The organism is Synechococcus sp. RS9909 (assembly GCF_014279595.1).
Classification (GTDB): Bacteria; Cyanobacteriota; Cyanobacteriia; order PCC-6307; family Cyanobiaceae; genus Synechococcus_C.
Genome location: NZ_CP047943.1, coordinates 2,524,808 through 2,542,847, shown reverse-complemented (window position 1 = coordinate 2,542,847; position 18,040 = coordinate 2,524,808). Strand labels below are relative to the sequence as shown.

Genomic DNA, 18,040 nt, shown 5'->3' with positions numbered 1-18,040 from the left:
CAACGGGGCAGCTGAAGGATCCCTCAGGATCCATCGACATGTTTGAACTGCTGGCCTACGAGCGCTTCCGCGACACCCCGTCGGTTCGTTTTTTCGACGTCACCGTGAACACCTCGAACGCGCGCGACCTGGTGATTCACAGCGGCCCGGCCGTGTCGCCCCCCAACGATCCGGAGAGCGGAGCCTGGCAGTTCTATCTGCATCCCCATCAGGAAGACAATCTGCTTGCGGCAAGCGGCGGCAGAACCTTCTTCCTGGTGAACCTGGCCTGGGAGCAGCCGTTCCACATCGTTCGGCTCGAGAGCGGTGGTGACATCCTTCGTATCCCGCCTGGCACTTTCCACCGCTCGATCTCCGATCCCGATGGTTCCGTCGTTCTGAACCAGGCGGTTCGTGAGGAGGGCGCTTCTCTGGTGAGGGAATTCCGCGTCTACAACAGCGCCGAGATCCCGGCCTTGATGGCAGCCACCCACAGCTCGGCGCCGAAGCCCCAGTTGCATGGGGTGGAGCCGTTGCTTCAGGCGGCCTGAACCAGGTTGCGTGAGGGGGTTTCCGTTGCGGAGGCGTCCTCTCTGATCTGAATCTGCCAGTTCAGTTCACTGTTGGCTCCAGGGGGGCCGCTGAAGCTGCCGCTCACGGCCGCGGTGAGTTCCGGCTTGGAGGAGGTGGCCAGCACGACATAGCGCTCGTTGACTTCCATCCCGGCACTGGGGTCAAAGCCCCGCCAGCCCGCTCCCGGCAGGTAAACCTCCGCCCAGGCATGCAGGTCGTACTCCTTCGGGGGAGGTTGCTGCAGTTGATAGCCGCTCACAAAGCGGGCCGGAAGACCCACCACGCGGCAACAGGCCACCATCAGCATGGCCAGATCACGGCAGGAGCCGATCCGCTCCCGCAGGGTTCGGCCCGCCGGCCAGGCGGGTCCCACATGGCGTTGGGTGTATTTCACCCGCTCTTGAATCAGTTCAATCAGTTGCTTCAGAAAGGCCAGGGTCTGCTGGTTGCTGCCCATCAGGGCTTCCTGGGTGAGCTCGATGGCCGAGGGTTCGTGTTGGCCGTTGGGCAACCAGCCTTCCAGTGCCCCCTGCAGATCGCTGTTGAGTTGGCCTTGCGGGTAGGGCAGGGGTGGTTCGAGGCCGTTGAAGCAGCTCTCCAGCGGGGGTGCTGGCCGGGTCTCCACCAGGCTGCGGGCCTCAAAGACGAGTTCATCGGTGCTGCCGAGAAAGCGGAGCCGTTGGATTTCATCGCCGCTGGCGGCCACCAGTTCCCGACGTTGCTCCGGTTCCGGCAACACGCTGAGTTGATGCTCCAGCAGGGTCTGGAATCCTTGCCCCCGAGGCCTCAGACAAAGGCGATGTTCCCCGAGGAACACCGGGGCGTCATACCGATACGTCAGGCGGTGAATGATGAGAGCGCGCATGCGGGATCGGTGGGGATGGAATGGAGGTCCGCGCTGGTGAAGTAGCGGGTCTGGATCAGGTGGTGGAGTTGGTTGAGGTCTTGCTGCAGCTGATCAATGGCTTCATGCAGACCGGCTTCGATCAGGTTGTCGATCCGCACATAGCTCCACCGGGCAAGGAGCTGACCGCGCAAACAGTCGAGGTCATCCGGCGTGTCTTGGTTCGGGAGCTGCTGGATCTGTTGCAAGGTGTCGCTGATGCCCTGGAGGCAGTACCGCACCGAGCGAGGAAAGATGGGGTCCAGCAGCAAAAAGCGTGCCACCGCTGCAGGGCTGATCGCTTGTTGCACGCTGTGGCGATACATCTGATAAGCCCCCGCTGTGCGCAGCAGGGTGATCCACTGCAGTTCGTCCAGCACGCCGCCCACCTCTTCAGGGGAAGGCAGCAGCAGGAAGTATTTGACGTCGAGGATGCGGGAGGTTTTGTCGGCCCGTTCGATCAGACGACCCAGCTGACTGAACAGCCAGCTGAGATCGCGGCTCAGGGTGGTGTCGGTGATCCCGTACACGAGCTGGCAGCCGCGGCGGATGATCCGCAGTTGTTCCTGCACCGGTTCGCGCCAGATGTCTTCGTCGTCTTGAAGGCTCCAGTGCAGATCGTTGATCTGCTCCCACATCTCCGTAGTGATCACATCCCTGATCTGCCGTGCGTTCTCCCGTGCCACCGCAATGCAACTCACGATGCTGTTGGGATTGCTGCGGTCCTGCAGCAGGAAGCGCACCACCTGTTTGGGTGTGGCATCGGGGTAGGCCGTATCGAAGCGCTGGCGATCCCCCGTCACCTCCACCAGCGGCAGCCAGGGTTCGGCGCTGCCCGGAGGACAGTCCAGCGCCATCGCCTCACTCACTTCCAGAAAGCGCGAGATGTTTTCGGCCCGTTCCAGATAGCGGTTGATCCAGTAGAGCGAATCGGCAACGCGGCTCAGCACGGCACCGCCTCCTGGGGGTGCCGTGCCGCCATCCGTTGGTCGTCGACGATCCAGGTGTCCTTGCAGCCGCCGCCCTGGGACGAATTCACCACCAGGGAGCCCCGCTTGAGTGCCACGCGCGTCAGCCCCCCTGGACTCACCCAGCTGCTTGCGCCGCGCAGCACGTAGGGGCGCAGATCAACGTGGCAGGGGTAGAGCTCACCGTCACTGAGGGATGGCACGGTGGAGAGTTGCAGCGTGGGCTGCGCAATGAAGTTGCGGGGATTCGCACGGATCTTCGTGTCGAAGTCCGCCAGCTCCGATCGGCTGGCCTGGGGGCCGATCAGCATTCCGTAGCCCCCGGCTTCCGCCACCGACTTCACCACCAATTGCTCGAGGTGTTCGAGCACGTAGCGCCGGTCGTCCGGTCGGGCGCAGAGATAGGTGGGAACGTTCTCGATGATCGGCTCCTCATCGAGGTAGTAGCGGATCATCGCCGGCACGTGGGCGTAGATCAGCTTGTCGTCGGCGACGCCGGTGCCCGGGGCGTTGGCGATGGCGACCCGTCCTTGCCGCAGCACGTCGATCAGGCCCGGCACCCCCAGCATCGAGTCCTGGCGGAACACGGTGGGATCGAGAAAATCGTCGTCGATCCGGCGGTAAATCACATCCACAGGCTTGAGGCCGTTGGTGCTGCGCATCCACACGCGGCCGTCTTCGCACACCAGGTCGCGCCCTTCTACCAGTGCAATGCCCATCTGCTGGGCCAGATAGCTGTGCTCGAAATAGGCGCTGTTGAACACCCCGGGCGTCAGGATTGCCACGCGGGGGCTGTCACTCCAGGGCGCCAGGTCTTGAAGGGTGCGCAGCAGATGGGATGGATAGGCGTCGATCGGTTGAACGGCACGGCCTTCGAACAGGCCAGGGAACAACCGTTTCATCACCCGACGGTTCTCGAGGAAATAGGCCACCCCCGATGGACAGCGCAGGTTGTCTTCCAGGACACGCCAGGTGCCACTGCCATCGCGGATCAGGTCGAGCCCGGAGATGTGGCACCAGCGGTTGAGCGGCAGGCTGATGCCCTGCATCTGAGGTCGCCAGCCGGAGGAACTTTCAACGTCTTCCCGCGGGATCACTCCATCATTGAGGATCTGCTGGGGGCCATAGATGTCTGCGAGGAAGCAGTCGATGGCTTCCAGGCGTTGCAGCAGTCCCCGCTCCAGGGTGATCCAGTCGCTGCGGCTGATCAGCCGGGGCAAGGGATCGAAGGGGAGAATCCGTTCGCTGCCTTTGAGGCCGGAATCGTTGAGGCGAAAGGTGGCGCCGAGGCGACGCAGCAGTTGGCTAGCCGAGGCATGGCTGCGGTTGAGCTCGGGCAATCCCAGCTGCCCCAGTGATGTGAGCAGCGTGGCCAGATCGTCGCGCGGTCTGGCTGTTTCATTGCAGAAATATTCGTCGAAGCCGACCGTGGGTTTGTAGTCGGTGAACATTCCAATCGCGTAGGTGAATGTCATCCAAGGCGTCGCCCCAACCCCCTTCGGGTGGTGGTTGCTACACATTCCGCAATTTCAGGCGACCGGGCGCTGATCGCCTGATGTTTGGGTATCCGAAGGCACCGAAATCGAAGGCGACAGCTGGAGCTGGGACGCCTCTTTTGCTTACCTGTTTCTGGAGTTCAAACGCTCTTCGCCTTGGATGAATTGCTCTGGGCGCGACTGATCTTTGCCCTTGGTGCCGTTGTGACTGCGGCGACGGTGGTGATGATTCTGCGCGGACACCTGTATTGGAATCGCAGGGGGTCGACGGATGTCCGCTGACTCGGTTCCCTTCCTTCAGCCCGGGATCGCCTGGGCGTTGGTGGTGCTGTTCTCTGTGCTCTGGGTGGCGCTGGGGATTGCCTGGGGCCGGCGCGGTCAAGGCAATGCCGACGACTACATGCTGGCGGGGCGCAACATCGGGCTGGCCCTGAGTACGGCCACGTTGATGGCCTCCTGGGTCACCGGCAACACCACCCTGCTCGCCCCTGAATTCGGCTACAAAACCGGCCTCTGGGGCATGTTCAGCTATGCCCTGGCCGGGCTTGGCCTGATTCTGTTCGCCCCCCTGGCCTCGCGGATCAAGCAGTTGATGCCCAACGGGCGCACCAGCGGCGACTTCATTCGCCTGCGCTACGGGCGTCTGGCCTGGTGGGTGTTCATGCTGATCACCGCGATCTACACCCTGGGCTTTCTGATGACCCAGGCGATGGGTGCTGGCCTGCTGCTGCAGGCGCTTTCAGGCTTCGATTACCACGTGGGAATGGTGGTGGTGATTGGTGTTGCCACCGTCTACACCCTGTTCGGTGGGATGCGGGCCGTGATTGGCACCGATTTCATCCAGTCGCTGTTGATCATGGTGTTGCTGGCGGTGGTGGCGGTGCTTGCCTTCCGTCAATTCCCGATGCCTGAGGTGCATGCCTCCTTGCTGGCCCGGCATCCCGATCGGCTGGATCTGCTGCTGCCGGCGGGCTTGTTGATCGCCTGGAATTCCGCCCTCTTTTCGATGGGCGAGGTGTTTCACAACAACATTTGGTGGTCCCGGGTGTTCGCCAGCCGGCGCTCGGTGGTGATGACCTCTTTTGTTTTGGGCGGAATCGCCTGGATGAGCGTGCCGATGGTGACGGGCTCCATTGGCCTCGTGGCCCTGGCCCGTGAGCTGCCCCTCGAGCAGGTGAACATGGTGTTCCCTGTGATGGCAGCCGATCTGCTCGGGGCCGGTGGCGCGGCCCTGGTGTTTGTGGTGGTGTTTGCTTCGCTCACCTCCACCTTGGATTCGTTGCTGGCATCCACCGCCGATCTGTTGGCGGAGGATGTGTACTTCCGCCTGTTGCGGCCCCAGGCCAGCGACCTACAGCTCAAGCAGGCGGCGCGGCTGATGGTGGTGGGGTTGGCCGTCGTCACCCTGGCGCTGTCCTGGCCGCGGCTGGATTCGCTGGCGTCGGTGCTGTTCTTCACCGGTGCCCTGGTGGCCTCCACGGTCTGGCCGGTGGCCTGCGGTTTGTACTGGCGCACGGCCAACCGCACGGCTGCCATCGCGGCCATGCTCGCCGGCAGCGTTGTGGGCCTGCTCGCCTATGTGCTGATCGCGCCCTACTGCGCTGCTGTGTTTTCGGCGGCCGTGTCGGCGGTTGTGATGCTGATTGGCAGTCGCATGCGGCCGGAACGCTTTGACTTCACCTTGCTGAAGGAGGAGGGATGATCCAAACGCTTCCTTTGATGGCCGGCCTCGTTGGTCTGTCGGGTTTTCAGTTTCTGCTGGTGGCCAGTCAGCTCGCCCTGGTGCTGTCGGTGCTCGTGCTGCTGGTGATTTGGTGGGTGGAGTGGAGGAATGGCCGGGTTTGGTGATGTCTCCTTTAGCCGTCCACCCCAGCACAATCCTTTCCGGATCTTTGCTTAAGAAGCTGCTTCTTCGTGGACGAAGCAGTGTGGTTGTTGTTACGGGTGAAAGATGTAATTCCTGGCTTTAGCACTCGGTCTGGCAAACAGGGTGTTGATCCGATCCCGCTATGGCACAGGCCAAATCAGCAGTTGTGGACGCGTCATCGGTTCAGATTCGCTTTGAGCCGATGGGGCCAGATGTTTATGGGCAGAACCAACCCCAGGAGCTGCTGGCTGCCATTGCCGAAGACGTTGAGCCTTTGAAGGATCTGGTGGATCAGCACGTGGTCTCGATCCAACCGTTTCGCCCACAGACTCTTTTGCAGGTGTTTCGGCTGGCGGCGAAATTCGAGAGCAATCCAGACCGCTATTGCCGTCACAACACGCCGCTCACCGGCAAGATTCTGATCAACGCGTTTTACGAACCAAGCACGCGCACGCGGCTGTCCTTTGACAGCGCTTGGCACCGCCTCGGCGGTTCCTCCATCAACATCACCGACAGGGCCACCACGGGGATCGCCAAGGGCGAATCCCTCGAAGATGTCGCCCACATGTTCAACAACTACGGCGATTGTGTGGTGCTGCGGGACAGCGATCCCGGTGCGGTTTATGCGATGACGTCAACCCTGCGGATTCCCATCATCAATGCGGGGAATGGGATCGATGAGCATCCCACCCAGGCGATGGCGGATCTCTACACGATCTTCAAGTGGCGCCCCAAGCTTGCTGAAGCTGAAGTGGCACCCGCTGATCGGATTCGCATTGGGATCGTCGGAATTCCCTCGCGGATGAGAACGGTTCGCTCACTGTTGCGGATCCTGGCCAAGTTCCCGCAGGCCGTGGATGAGGTGGTGGTGATTCATGCCCCTGGGTTGGAGCCGGAGCAGCCGCTGTTCGACCCAGGACAGTTGGAGGAGCTTGAAGCATGTGGGATGAAGGTGCGCTCCAGCACCGATCTGCAGGCGGAAGTGCCCGACTTGGATGTGGTTTACATCAATGCCATTGCCTGGGTCGGCGATTCCTATGAAGTGCACGGCGGAGGGTTCCGTCTCACCCGCGACATGCCCTTCAAGCCGGAAGCGATCGTGCTCCATCCGCTAGCTCGGGGAGCGGAACTGAGCACCTGCATGGATGACACGCCCCACAATTGGTATTTCAGCCAGGCCAGGGGAGCTGTGTTCCTGCGGATGGCCCTGCTCACCTGCATGGTGGATCGGGCCGAACGCGTGATGGATGTGATCTGAGGTGGACTGATGTGTGGAATCGGGGGTGTTTTCAATGCCGACCGTCAGCAGACGGTGGATCGCCAGCTGCTGGTCAACATGGCGGCGATTCAGGCCCATCGCGGGCCCGATGGCTTCGGCGTTGAGGTGATCGATCAGGCCGGCGTTGGCTTCTGCCATGCCCGCCTTTCGATCATTGACCTGAATGAGTCACGGGCCCGGCAGCCCTTCCTCACCGATGACGGTGAGGTGCTGATGGCCCACAACGGTGAGTTCTACGACTTCCAGCGAATCAGGGCTGATCTCACCGCCCAGGGAGTGCGCTTCAGCAGCAAGAGCGATTCCGAGATCCTGCTGCGGCTGTATCAACGCCAGGGCCTTGAGGCGACCTTGCCCCTGTTGCGCGGTGAGTTCGCCTTTGCCTTGTTTGATCGGTCCGAAGACTGCCTTTACCTGGTGCGGGACCGCTTCGGCATCAAACCGCAGTACTGGGCGATGACGCCTGAGGGTCTGGTGTTCGGTTCCGAATTGAAGGTGCTGTTCGCCCATCCGGCGGTGGAGCGACGTTTCACCTCGGAGGGTCTGTTTCACCAGTTGATGCAGACCATGGTTCCCGGCACCACCGCCTTCGCCGGGGTGCATCAGGTGAAGCCCGGCCATGTGCTGAAGGTGCAACGGGTGAATGGGCATCTGGAGGTGTCGGAGTCCACCTACTGGGACGTCGACTTTCCGCGCAAGGACGAGCGGGACCCGAAGCGAACCGAAGCCGACCACATCGCTGCCGTTCGTGCGGCTTTGCTGGAGGCCGTTGAACTGCGCATGGTGGCCGACGTGCCGGTGGGTTGTTACCTCTCAGGCGGCATCGACAGCTGTTCGATCCTCGGCTTGGCCTCAGCCGTGAGCCAGGCACCGGTGAAGGCGTTCACGATCGGGTTTGACGACGCCCGTTACGACGAGTCGCCGATTGCCCGTGAGATGGCCGAAGCCACCGGCGCTGAGCAGGATCTGATGCGTCTCTCGGGCCAGGAGCTCTATGGCCACATGGAGCGCACCATGTGGCATGCGGAGCGAACGATCTACAACACCCTGGCGGTGGCCAAGTTCTTGATGAGCCGTCACGTCAACGACGTGGATTACAAGGTGGTGATGACTGGCGAAGGCTCAGATGAGCTGTTTGGCGGCTATCCCGCCTTTCGCCGCGACATGTTCCTCCATGGTCTCGATGACCTGCCGCAGGAGGAGCGCGCCAGCTGGGAAAGCCTGCTGCAAGAGTCCAATGCCCTGGTGAAGGGGGCAATGCTGGCTGAAAACCAGGTGGATGACCCCGATCTTGATGCGGTGGTTGGCTTCACCCCCAGTTGCCTGCAGCCGTGGCTGGCCTGCGCGCCTTTGGTGCCGGAGCTTCTGGCGGAATCCCATGCCACAGCGTTGAAGGATTACTCCCCGGGCAAGGCGATTGCCGAGCAGCTGGATGCGGATCAACTGGAGGGGCGCCATGCCCTGGACAAGGCCCAGTACGTCTGGATCAAGACCATGCTGGAGGGCCAGATCCTCACCTGGGGTGGCGACCGGGTCGACATGGCCAATTCCATGGAGGCGCGACCCGCCTTCCTCGATCACCATTTGGCCGCGGTTGCGGTTCAGGTGCCGCCTGAGCTGCGGATCAAGGGGAAAACCGAGAAATACGTGCTGCGGGAAGCCATGGCCGGCCTGTTGCCGGAGGTGCTGTACCGGCGTGAGAAGTTCGCCTTCATGGCACCGCCAGCCCACACGGAGCCCGAGAAGTGGGAGCAGATGAAGCAGCTCGCCGACGACTACCTCAGTGATGAGGCGATCGATGCCGCTGGTTTGTTGAGCAAAGCCGGCGTGCGTGCCTTGTTTGCCCGTCACGAGGATCCAGCCACCACCGATGCAGAGCGTGTGCAGATGGATGCGGTGATCAATCACCTGCTGGGCGTGCAGATGTTGCACCGCATGTTTGTGGCGGAAGACATGCCAGCCCTGGCCCGCCGGGAGGCGGACCGCCTGGGCTGGCGCGTGCTGATGCCCGTTTGAATTCTTTGATCAGGGTTAAATCGTTGCGCTAGCTACAGGCCGATCGGTCCGTTCAGGTGAAGGTGTTGGTTCCTTTGAACTGAAGGTCACGGCATTGCCAGCGCTCATTTCGGCTTCTCCGACCACCCCTGCATCGCGGGTCGAGCCAGCCAAGATCGCGGCGCGTCCAAACCGTGATCGTTTGGTGGCAACGATTGAGCAGCTGGCCAGCATTGGCGCCAAGCCTGATGGCAGCGTGTGTCGACGCGGTTTTTCGCCGGAGGATGTGGAGGGCCGTGAGTTACTGGCCCACTGGATGAAGCAGCTCGGCATGCAGGTGCGTGTTGATGCCGCTGGCAACTTGATCGGACGCCTCGAGGGCCTGGATCCCCACCGCCCTGCCCTGGTGACCGGGTCGCACCTCGACACGGTTCCCACCGGTGGACGTTTTGATGGGGCCCTGGGGGTGTTGGCCGGTCTGGAAGCCTGCCGCGCGCTGCAAGACCAGGGCCTGCGCCTGCAGCACGGCATCGAGTTGATCGCTTTTGCCGACGAGGAGTCGACCATGGTGGGCTGCAAGGGCTTGGCGGGCACGGCCTCCGATGACCCGGAGAGTTATGCCACCAGCAATGGTCAGCCGATTCAGGACAACCTGGCGCGCATCGGCGGCCACTGGCCCTCCCTGGCCTCGGCGCGCCGCTCCGATGATGCTTATGCCGCTTTCCTGGAGTTGCATGTTGAGCAGGGTGGCGTTCTTGAGCAACGCGGTGATGCCATCGGTGTTGTGGAGGGCGTTGTTGGTCAGCGTCGGTTCAGCATCAATGTGAAAGGCCAGGCCAATCACGCCGGCACCACACCGATGGGGTTGCGACAAGACGCCCTCGTGGCGGCCTCGCGTCTTGTTCTTGCCATCGAGGCCATGGCTTCCCGTCATCCCGGAGATCCGGTGGCGACGGTGGGTCGACTGGAGGTTTGGCCCAATGCAGCCAATGTTGTCCCCGGCGCAGTCGCCCTGACGGTTGACCTCAGGGATGTGGATCCCACCGTTCTCGATCAGTTGGTTGAGGAGTTGATGCATCAGGTGGAACGCATCGGTGTTGAAACCGGCTGCCCGATTGCGGTTGACCCCCAGTTCAGCGTTGATCCCACCCCTGCTGACGCTGTGGTGATGGCCACGATCGCTGAGGCCGCAGCCGATCTCGGCCTGTCCCACAGCCATCTCCCCAGCCGCGCCAGCCACGATGCCCAGGAGGTTGGCCGACGTTGGCCGATGGGCATGATTTTTGTGCCCAGCCGGGGCGGCCTGAGTCATTCCGCTGCTGAGTTCACCAGTGACGAGCAGTGCTGGGCGGGCACCGCGGTGCTGCTGGAAACGTTGCTGCGGCTCGACCGTCAGCTGCCGTGACCTTTTCGATCCTGGCCCGGGACCCCAGCAACGGTCGCTTCGGCGTGGCTGTGGCCACCTGTCATCTGGCTGTTGGATCCACCGTGCCTCACATCCGCGCCGGAGTTGGTGCTGTCGCCACCCAGGCCCACACCAATCCGTATCTGGGGATTTGTGGCCTTGAGCGCCTTGAGCAGAGTTCCGATGCCGAGAGCGTTCTGGCCAGCTTGCTGGCGGATGACCAGCACCGAGACCGGCGTCAGTTTCACCTGATCGACCTGGACGGTCGCACGGCCTGTTGGACGGGGCAGGATTGCGGCCCTTGGGCAGGGCATCGCCATCAGCGTGATCTGTCTGTTGCCGGCAATTGCTTGGTGGATGAGGGTGTGTTGGCGGCGATGGAACAGGCCTTTCTCACCAGCGACCCCAGCTTGAAACTGGGCCGCCGTCTGATGATGGCTCTGCAGGCCGGGGAAGCGGCGGGCGGTGACCATCGCTCTCCCTTCTGCACCTCAGCAGCGGTGCAGGTGAGTGGTGAAGCTGCTTTTCCGCTGTTGGATCTGCGCGTTGATTTCCACGAGTGCGCCGTGGAGCAGTTGATGGAGGTGTATGAGCGCAGTCAGGCCCTCTGGGCCCAGGAGTGGAGGGATGAGCTGTCGGAATTGCCGATGCTCAACCGCTTGGTGGCTTGAGTATTCAGAGTCGTTAAGCCATTAAAAAAGCCCTGCAACGCAGCCGTGTGCAGGGCTTCTGGGGAATTCAGAAGTGCTCAGCTGGGGACGGATGCTTCCCACTCCACATTCAGGCCGGCCTGACGTGCGTCGGTGATCAGGTCATCGATGCAATCCATGCCAAAGGCGGCTTGCCCAGACAGCAGGGCGTCCCATTCCTGAGACGGAAAGTGGGTTTGCAGCCAGAACACGCCATGCACGCTGGAGGGACTCACTTGCACGAGGCCCTGGTCGAGGCGAGAGGTGATGAGATCCAACGTCTTGGCTGAAGCTGGATCTATTACGCCTCAATCCTCGGAACTGGAATGTTCGAGTTGCTACGGATTGAGAAGTTGGCCTAGCGGGTGTAGCGCACGCCGCGGTACACGAGCTGCACCGGAGTGCTGTGGTTGTTGATCTGGCGGGCTTGGTACACGTTGCGGCGGTAAACCAGCTGCACCCCAGGCTTGCCCTGAGTGGCGTTGTTTTGCTGGTATTGATGCCCGCGATAGAGAAGGGTGGTCATTGGATGGTCCTCGAAGCAAGCTCAGGTCCCCGTTCCATGGCCTGAGGCGAACTGCGCTTCGCGCGATGCGAAGTGAACGATCGGTAGCTGTTGCTACAGAAATATTGAAGCTCTTGCAAATGCCGAAGTGGTGTTCAGGTTGATACCTCTTCAGAAAAGTTTTTGGTTTTGTTTATTTTTGTGCGTAGGAATTAGTGGGTCTGGCTGATCTCAATCAGTTGATTGAGCACAGCATTGAAGAAGTTTCGGCCTTGTTTCTGAAGCGTGGTGCCCAGCCTGCGCCAGTCCTGGCTCAGGCGGTCGGGTCCTTCAGCTCCAAGGGCGCTCACCACGTAGTCGTGGTCGTTGGCGATCCAGCGTTCCAGCGCATCGCCGTCGATCTCGAGGTGGCATTGCAGGCCAATGGCGTGGGCTCCGATCCGAAACACCTGTTCGGCGCAGTGCAGTGAAGAACCCAGCAGGGTTGCATCGGCCGGGAGGTGGATGCGATCACCATGCCAATGCAGCACCAGAGTGCTGCTTGGTTGCCCCTTGAGCAGGGCCTCATCACTGGGATCCGCGACCCAGTGGATCGCGCCAAGCCCCAGTTCCTTCAGTTGCTGCGGTGGTGCGCCCACCTGCAGCGGTTGAACGCTGCCCCCTGCAGCCACAGCCAAGAGCTGCGCCCCGAGGCAGATGCCCAGCACCGGTCGGCGTTGCTGGTGCCAGGCCCTCAACCAGTCCAGTTCCTGCTGCAACCAGTCCATGCCTGGTTGGTCGTGATCGTTCACGCTCATCGGGCCACCGAGCACAAGGGCGATGCTGTTGGCACACGCCCTGGGGTCCGGCAGTGGGTCGCCCCGGTCGGGCCTCAGGATCTCGAGTGTCAGGCCCAGCTGCCGCGCCAGCTCTCCCACCAGTGCGGCGTCTTCGTGGTCCACGTGTTGGACCACCAGCAGCGTGGGGCTCAAAGCAGCAGGTAGCGCTGGGCCAGGGGCAGCACCTCGGCGGGCTCACAGGTGAGCAGTTGACCATCGGCGAACACCTCATAGGTCTGTGGGTCCACGCTCACCTTGGGCAGTGCTGAATTCAGCTTGAGGGCGCTCTTGCCCACGCTGCGGGTGTCCTTCACCGCCATGCAGGTGCGCTCCAGTCCCAGCTGGCGTTGGATGTCGGCATCCATCGCCGCTTCGCTCACGAAGGTGAGACAACTGGGGGCGAGGGCTTTGCCGAAGGCGCCGAACATCGGCCGGCCGTGCACCGGGCCTGGGGTGGGAATCGAGGCGTTGGCATCGCCCATCTGGGCCCAGACGATCGAACCGCCCTTCACCACCAGTTCCGGGCGAATGCCGAAGAAGCCCGGCTTCCACAGCACGAGATCGGCGAGTTTGCCGGTTTCGATCGACCCCACTTCGCTGCTGATGCCGTGGGCCAACGCCGGGTTGATCGTCACCTTGGCGATGTAGCGCTTGAGCCGGTGGTTGTCGTTGCGAGCGGAGTCTTCGGGCAGGGCACCGCGCTGCACCTTCATCTTGTGGGCGGTCTGGAAGGTGCGGGTGATCACCTCGCCCACGCGGCCCATGGCCTGGGAGTCGCTGGCGATGATCGAGAAGGCGCCCAGGTCGTGAAGGATGTCTTCGGCGGCGATCGTTTCGCGCCGGATCCGTGATTCGGCAAAGGCCACGTCCTCGGGGATCTTCGGATCGAGGTGGTGGCACACCATCAGCATGTCGAGGTGCTCCTCGAGCGTGTTGCGGGTGTAGGGCCGGGTGGGGTTGGTGCTGCTGGGCAGCACGTTGGCCTCACCGCAGATCTTGATGATGTCTGGCGCGTGTCCACCGCCGGCGCCTTCGGTGTGGAAGGTGTGGATGGTGCGTCCCTTGATGGCGGCGATCGTGTCTTCCACGAAGCCGGCTTCGTTCAAGGTGTCGGTGTGGATGCACACCTGCACATCCATCCGATCGGCCACCGACAGGCAGGCATCGATGGTGGCGGGCGTGGTGCCCCAGTCTTCGTGCAGCTTCAGGCCGCAGGCACCGGCGCGCACCTGTTCTTCCAGCGCTTCCGGGGTGCTGGCGTTGCCTTTGCCGAAGAAGCCCAGGTTCACCGGCAAACCTTCGGCGGCCTGGAGCATCCGTCCGATGTGGAAGGCGCCGGGGGTGCAGGTGGTGGCATTGGTGCCTGTTGCCGGTCCGGTGCCGCCGCCCATCAGGGTGGTAACGCCGCTGGCCAGGGCCGTTTCGATCTGCTGGGGGCAGATGAAGTGGATGTGGGTGTCGATGCCACCGGCCGTGAGGATGTGGCCCTCCCCAGCGATGGCTTCGGTCCCTGGGCCCACCACGATCGTCACCCCTTCCTGGGTGTCGGGGTTGCCGGCTTTGCCGATGCCAACGATGCGGCCGTCCTTGAGGCCGACATCGGCTTTGACGATGCCCCACCAGTCGAGGATCAGGGCATTGGTAATCACCGTGTCGACGGCGCCCTCGGCTCGAGGGGTCTGGGATTGGCCCATGCCGTCGCGGATCACCTTGCCGCCGCCGAACTTCACCTCATCGCCGTAGACGGTGTAATCCTTTTCGACTTCCAGAATCAGATCGGTGTCGGCCAGGCGAACCCTGTCGCCGGTGGTGGGTCCGTAGGTCTCGGCGTAGGCCTGGCGGGAGATGCGGTAGGGCATGGGTCAGGCGTCGAGGGGTCCGTTGATCTGGCTGTTGAAGCCGATGACGCGTCGCGCACCGGCGAAGGGAATCAGGTTCACGTCGCGGCTGTCGCCGGGTTCGAAGCGGATGGCGGTGCCGGCGGGGATGTCGAGCCGTTGACCGCGGGCTGCGGCCCGGTCGAACTGCAGGGCGGCATTGGCTTCGGCGAAGTGGAAGTGGGAGCCCACCTGCACCGGCCTGTCGCCGCTGTTGGCCACCGAAATCGTGGTGACGGGGCGACCGGCGTTGAGTTCGATCTCCCCCGGTTCGGGAAGCAGTTCGCCGGGAATGAGGTCGCCGGGGATGAAGGGGGCCATGGCAGGCATGCGTGGGGTGGGTCAGCGAATCGGGTCGTGCAGGGTCACGAGCTTGGTGCCATCGGGAAACACCGCTTCGATCTGCACCTCGTGCACCAGGTCCGGCACGCCCGCCATCACCTGATCGCGGCCCAGCCAGGTGCTGCCTTCCCGCATCAGTTCGGCCACGCTTTTGCCGTCGCGGGCCCCTTCCAGCACCAGGAAGCTGAGCCAGGCCACGGCCTCGGGATGGTTGAGCTTGAGGCCGCGTTGGAGCCGGCGTTCCGCCAGCAGCGCTGCGGTCACGATCAGGAGTTTGTCTTTCTCCTGGGGGGAGAGATGCATGGCAGGCACGGTGATGGGTGTGACGCCTGCACACCCAGCCTCAACCTTTGCAGCGGGCCGGCACCGTTCTGGTTCGTGGTGAACACTTCAGCGCTCCGTTCGGCAGTCGCTCAGCGGTTCCAGCCCAGCAGCGGGTCTTCCTGCAGTGGCCACACCCGGGGCCATTGCGGCGCCGACAGCCTCCGCGCCCGGCGGATCAGCCACCACACCCGACTGAACCAGAGCCGGGCATCCCGGCTGGATGGGCCGATGTATCGGGCGATCAGGCCCTGATCGAGCGCATCGCAGGCCATCGTTCCCGTCAGGCCGTTGCGGGCCTCTCGGCCCTGCGTCAGCAAGGCGCCGAGCATGTCCGCGTCTGATGGTTCCGGTGCAGCCCAGACCAGTGATCCGAACACCGGTTGCTGGTGCATGCCATGGGCTGTCTTGAGGGCATCGCCGCCCAGTTCCAGCCGGTCCACCAGTTCCCAGCGGCTATCGCTGTCATCCGATCGACGAATCTCCAGGTTCGAGCGCCAGCACCCCGCCCCCAGCGTTTCTCCGGCGGCGGTGCGGCCCAGGCGCACCAGTTCTCCGCCCAGATAGGAGGCGCCTGGGGCGAGCTCCACCTGCATGGTTTGTTCATAGAGCCCGCCGTCAAACAGCACCAGCTCCTGGGGCAGCCATTCCAGATCGCTGCCGGGCGCCAGCTTGAAGCGGCAGCTCTGCCGGGCCCAGGCGCCGGCGGGATGCAGCCGACTGCGCCCGACGCTTCCATACACCTTCTGGGCGGCCACGCTCGTGATCAGGCCGCGGCTGCCCCTGTCGGCCTCCAGGTGGATGGTCAGGGCATCGCCACCCACCAGGCCTCCGGCGGTGTGCAGCAGAGGCAGTTGGCAGCGACCATCGGCGCCCCGTTCGGCGCGCATCAGTTTGAGTGGTGCGCTGCAGCCGCCCTGATGGATGGTGACGCCCCGGCGCTGCAGCAGATGGAGATCGCAACGGCCATGCCACGGTTCGGTCGGCTGTTGGGAGAGAGCTTGTTGGGAGAGAGGCTGCTTCAAGGCTTGCATCGCCTCACCCTGCGCCGCTTCGCACTGATCACTCTGTAGCGGTTCACACCAAAGCCGCTCCGCTTCCCTGGGCAGGCTGGATCCCAACGCACAGCAAAGGCACAGCGATGGATGGGGCAGGGGAGTTGGTGGTGCTCTGTTCTCGTCAGCCCGTTGAGGGCGGCGCTGCAGGCTCCGCTTTGTTGCTGCCCCTCAGTGCCGAGGAGCGCACTCGCCTGCGCGGACGGCGTCGCACCGCCTGTGGCCGTGCGGTGTTGCTTCAGCTGCCCCGCACCGAGCCGCTGCAGCCGGGGGAGGTGCTCAGCGATGCCTGCCGCAGCCTGGAGGTGAAGGTGGTGGCGGCACCGGAACCCCTGCTGGTGGTGCGGGCGCCCTCGCCGTTGGCCCTGCTTCAGGCGGCTTATCACCTGGGCAACCGCCACGTCGCCCTGGAACTGCAGGACGGGGAGCTGCGTTTGTTGGAGGATTCGGTGCTGGCGGAGATGTTGCGGCGTCGCGGTCTGCAGGTGGAAACCGGTTGCCTGCCCTTTCATCCTGAGGGGGGCGCCTATGCGGCGGCCCATGGCCATTCCCATGCTCACCCCCGGTCATGAGCCGATCGCTCGCCCTGCTGCAGTTGGTCAGTCCGGCGTTGCCGGTGGGCGCCTTCAGTTATTCCGAGGGGCTGGAACAGCAACAGCAACAGGGGGCCTTGCCGGATCAGCAGGCGTTGGAAGCCTGGTTGCGGGCCGAACTCGAGCATGGTGCCGTGCGGATCGACACCGCTGCCCTGGCGCCGTTGCGCCTGGCCTTGCAGCAATGGCGCGATTGGGCGCCCCGTGGCGATGGGGATGGTGAAGCCCGCCAGCGCCTGCTCGACCTCGATCGCTGGTTGCTGGCCCAGCGGGAGGCGCCGGCGATGCGGGCCCAGCAGCGGCAGATGGGTCGCTCCCTGCAGCAGTTGCTGGCCGACCTCGGACATCCGTTGCCCTCGCCTTATGGCGACACGGTGGAGCCCGCGCTTGCCTATCCGGCAGCCTTCGCCTGGGCGGGGCTGGTCTGGGAGTTGAGCCCGCTGGAGTTGGCCGAGGGCTATCTCTACAGCTGGGTGGCCAATCAGCTCAGCGCCGCCGTTCGGTTGGTGCCCCTGGGCCCCAGCCGGGCCCAGCTGCTGCAGCGCCGGCTGCTGCCCCTGATCGCCGCCCAGGCCGCGTCATTGCAGGATCAGGACCCGCGTCAGCTCTGGAGCTCCGGGGTGGGTGCCTCCATGGCCCAGCTCTTGCATGCTGAGCTGTATTCACGACTGTTCCGAAGCTGATGGCCGGCAGCAAATTGAGGTTGGGTGTTGCCGGGCCGGTGGGCTCAGGAAAAACGGCCCTGGTGGAAGCGCTCTGCCGCCGCCTGCGTGATCGCCTCCAGCTGGCGGTGGTCACCAACGACATTTACACCCAGGAGGACGCCCAGTTCCTCACCCGGGTCGGTGCCCTGGAGCCGGAGCGGATCCGGGGGGTGGAAACCGGTGGTTGCCCCCACACCGCGATCCGGGAGGACTGTTCGATCAACCGGGCGGCTGTGGCGGAGCTGGAGGCGGCGTTCCCCGATCTGGATCTCGTGATGGTGGAAAGCGGTGGCGACAATCTGGCGGCCAGTTTCAGCCCGGAGCTGGTGGATTTCTGCCTCTATGTGATCGATGTGGCGGCCGGCGACAAGATTCCCCGCAAGGGGGGGCCGGGAATCACCCGTTCCGATCTGCTGGTGATCAACAAGATCGATCTGGCGCCGCTGGTCGGGGCGGATTTGCAGGTGATGGAACGGGACACTTTGCGGATGCGAGGTGAGCGTCCTTGGTGCTTCACCAACCTCAACAGCGGCGAAGGCCTGGATCAGGTGGAGGCGTTTGTGTGGCAACAGCTACCGAATTGAGGAGATGATCGCCGGGCGCTTCTCAAAGCGTTGCCATTGATACCTGTGCTGGGCACAGGCGCTGGGAGGGTGACTTTGCCGCTTTGACAAGCGCGCGACTCACGAATTTC

20 protein-coding genes are annotated in these 18,040 nt (G+C 63.4%); 10 read left to right on the top strand and 10 right to left on the bottom strand.

What is annotated here, in order from left to right; genetic code table 11:
- Positions 1 to 38 precede the first annotated feature (38 nt).
- The gene (locus SynRS9909_RS13495; RefSeq protein ID WP_114988886.1) at positions 39 to 530 is read left to right on the top strand and encodes a redox protein; all 492 of its coding nucleotides are present in this window, start codon (positions 39 to 41) and stop codon (positions 528 to 530) included.
- Here the strand turns inward: SynRS9909_RS13495 and SynRS9909_RS13490 are convergent.
- From SynRS9909_RS13490 to SynRS9909_RS13480, 3 genes are read right to left on the bottom strand one after another with little or no spacing between them, the layout of a single operon-like run.
- Positions 518 to 1,417, bottom strand: coding sequence for a transglutaminase family protein (locus tag SynRS9909_RS13490; protein ID WP_186593742.1), 900 nt, complete (start codon positions 1,415 to 1,417; stop codon positions 518 to 520). The two genes, SynRS9909_RS13495 and SynRS9909_RS13490, sit on opposite strands and share 13 nt — an antisense overlap.
- Entirely contained in the window at positions 1,390 to 2,385 is a 996-nt protein-coding gene (locus SynRS9909_RS13485; protein WP_186593741.1) for an alpha-E domain-containing protein, read from the bottom strand. The genes SynRS9909_RS13490 and SynRS9909_RS13485 overlap by 28 nt, the downstream gene beginning before the upstream one ends.
- Positions 2,379 to 3,854 (bottom strand): circularly permuted type 2 ATP-grasp protein, encoded by a 1,476-nt coding sequence (locus SynRS9909_RS13480; protein WP_186593851.1) that lies wholly within the window; start codon positions 3,852 to 3,854, stop codon positions 2,379 to 2,381. The genes SynRS9909_RS13485 and SynRS9909_RS13480 overlap by 7 nt, the downstream gene beginning before the upstream one ends.
- A 316-nt stretch (positions 3,855 to 4,170) precedes the next feature.
- Between SynRS9909_RS13480 and SynRS9909_RS13475 the strand changes: the two genes are divergently transcribed.
- The 6 genes from SynRS9909_RS13475 to SynRS9909_RS13455 all read left to right on the top strand — a co-directional run bounded on the left by SynRS9909_RS13475 (position 4,171) and on the right by SynRS9909_RS13455 (position 11,113).
- Positions 4,171 to 5,601: a sodium:solute symporter family protein gene (locus SynRS9909_RS13475; RefSeq protein ID WP_186593740.1), complete on the top strand. Its 1,431-nt coding sequence runs from the start codon at positions 4,171 to 4,173 to the stop codon at positions 5,599 to 5,601.
- A gap of 17 nt (positions 5,602 to 5,618) precedes the next feature.
- On the top strand, positions 5,619 to 5,747 hold the full coding sequence (locus SynRS9909_RS14115) for a hypothetical protein (RefSeq protein WP_255445928.1): 129 nt from the start codon (positions 5,619 to 5,621) through the stop codon (positions 5,745 to 5,747).
- A gap of 161 nt (positions 5,748 to 5,908) precedes the next feature.
- The gene (locus tag SynRS9909_RS13470) at positions 5,909 to 7,024 is read left to right on the top strand and encodes an aspartate carbamoyltransferase (RefSeq protein WP_186593739.1); all 1,116 of its coding nucleotides are present in this window, start codon (positions 5,909 to 5,911) and stop codon (positions 7,022 to 7,024) included.
- 9 nt (positions 7,025 to 7,033) lie between these two features.
- Complete coding sequence (asnB, locus tag SynRS9909_RS13465) at positions 7,034 to 9,058, top strand: asparagine synthase (glutamine-hydrolyzing) (RefSeq protein ID WP_186593738.1); 2,025 nt, start codon at positions 7,034 to 7,036, stop codon at positions 9,056 to 9,058.
- A 181-nt stretch (positions 9,059 to 9,239) separates the two neighbouring features.
- Entirely contained in the window at positions 9,240 to 10,442 is a 1,203-nt protein-coding gene (locus SynRS9909_RS13460; RefSeq protein WP_370586641.1) for a Zn-dependent hydrolase, read from the top strand.
- On the top strand, positions 10,439 to 11,113 hold the full coding sequence (locus tag SynRS9909_RS13455; RefSeq protein ID WP_186593736.1) for a DUF1028 domain-containing protein: 675 nt from the start codon (positions 10,439 to 10,441) through the stop codon (positions 11,111 to 11,113). The genes SynRS9909_RS13460 and SynRS9909_RS13455 overlap by 4 nt, the downstream gene beginning before the upstream one ends.
- A gap of 77 nt (positions 11,114 to 11,190) precedes the next feature.
- Here SynRS9909_RS13455 and SynRS9909_RS13450 read toward each other — a convergent pair whose 3' ends face one another.
- The 7 genes from SynRS9909_RS13450 to SynRS9909_RS13420 form a co-directional block, all read right to left on the bottom strand.
- A complete protein-coding gene (locus tag SynRS9909_RS13450; protein ID WP_115009785.1) occupies positions 11,191 to 11,409 on the bottom strand; it encodes a hypothetical protein in 219 nt (72 codons plus the stop codon).
- A gap of 80 nt (positions 11,410 to 11,489) precedes the next feature.
- On the bottom strand, positions 11,490 to 11,657 hold the full coding sequence (locus tag SynRS9909_RS13445) for a DUF4278 domain-containing protein (protein WP_186509456.1): 168 nt from the start codon (positions 11,655 to 11,657) through the stop codon (positions 11,490 to 11,492).
- 191 nt (positions 11,658 to 11,848) lie between these two features.
- A complete protein-coding gene (locus tag SynRS9909_RS13440; protein WP_186593735.1) occupies positions 11,849 to 12,607 on the bottom strand; it encodes a type 1 glutamine amidotransferase in 759 nt (252 codons plus the stop codon).
- Entirely contained in the window at positions 12,604 to 14,313 is a 1,710-nt protein-coding gene (ureC, locus tag SynRS9909_RS13435; protein WP_186593734.1) for an urease subunit alpha, read from the bottom strand. The genes SynRS9909_RS13440 and ureC overlap by 4 nt, the downstream gene beginning before the upstream one ends.
- Before the next feature lie 3 nt (positions 14,314 to 14,316).
- Complete coding sequence (locus SynRS9909_RS13430) at positions 14,317 to 14,652, bottom strand: urease subunit beta (protein ID WP_186593733.1); 336 nt, start codon at positions 14,650 to 14,652, stop codon at positions 14,317 to 14,319.
- A gap of 21 nt (positions 14,653 to 14,673) precedes the next feature.
- Positions 14,674 to 14,976 carry an urease subunit gamma gene (locus SynRS9909_RS13425; protein ID WP_007101189.1) on the bottom strand — a complete coding sequence of 101 codons (303 nt, stop codon included), beginning with the start codon at positions 14,974 to 14,976 and terminating at the stop codon, positions 14,674 to 14,676.
- A gap of 110 nt (positions 14,977 to 15,086) precedes the next feature.
- Positions 15,087 to 16,028, bottom strand: coding sequence for an urease accessory protein UreD (locus tag SynRS9909_RS13420; protein WP_007101190.1), 942 nt, complete (start codon positions 16,026 to 16,028; stop codon positions 15,087 to 15,089).
- A 107-nt stretch (positions 16,029 to 16,135) separates the two neighbouring features.
- On the opposite strand from SynRS9909_RS13420, the gene ureE reads away from it, so the two are divergent.
- Genes ureE through ureG form a run of 3 tightly spaced genes read left to right on the top strand, consistent with a single transcriptional unit; the run spans position 16,136 to position 17,930 of the window.
- Positions 16,136 to 16,621, top strand: a complete 486-nt coding sequence (ureE, locus tag SynRS9909_RS13415) for an urease accessory protein UreE (RefSeq protein ID WP_007101191.1) — start codon at positions 16,136 to 16,138, stop codon at positions 16,619 to 16,621.
- Positions 16,618 to 17,325, top strand: coding sequence for an urease accessory protein UreF (locus tag SynRS9909_RS13410; RefSeq protein WP_007101192.1), 708 nt, complete (start codon positions 16,618 to 16,620; stop codon positions 17,323 to 17,325). The genes ureE and SynRS9909_RS13410 overlap by 4 nt, the downstream gene beginning before the upstream one ends.
- Positions 17,325 to 17,930: an urease accessory protein UreG gene (gene ureG, locus SynRS9909_RS13405; RefSeq protein ID WP_007101193.1), complete on the top strand. Its 606-nt coding sequence runs from the start codon at positions 17,325 to 17,327 to the stop codon at positions 17,928 to 17,930. The genes SynRS9909_RS13410 and ureG overlap by 1 nt, the downstream gene beginning before the upstream one ends.
- The last annotated feature ends 110 nt before the right edge of the window (positions 17,931 to 18,040 follow it).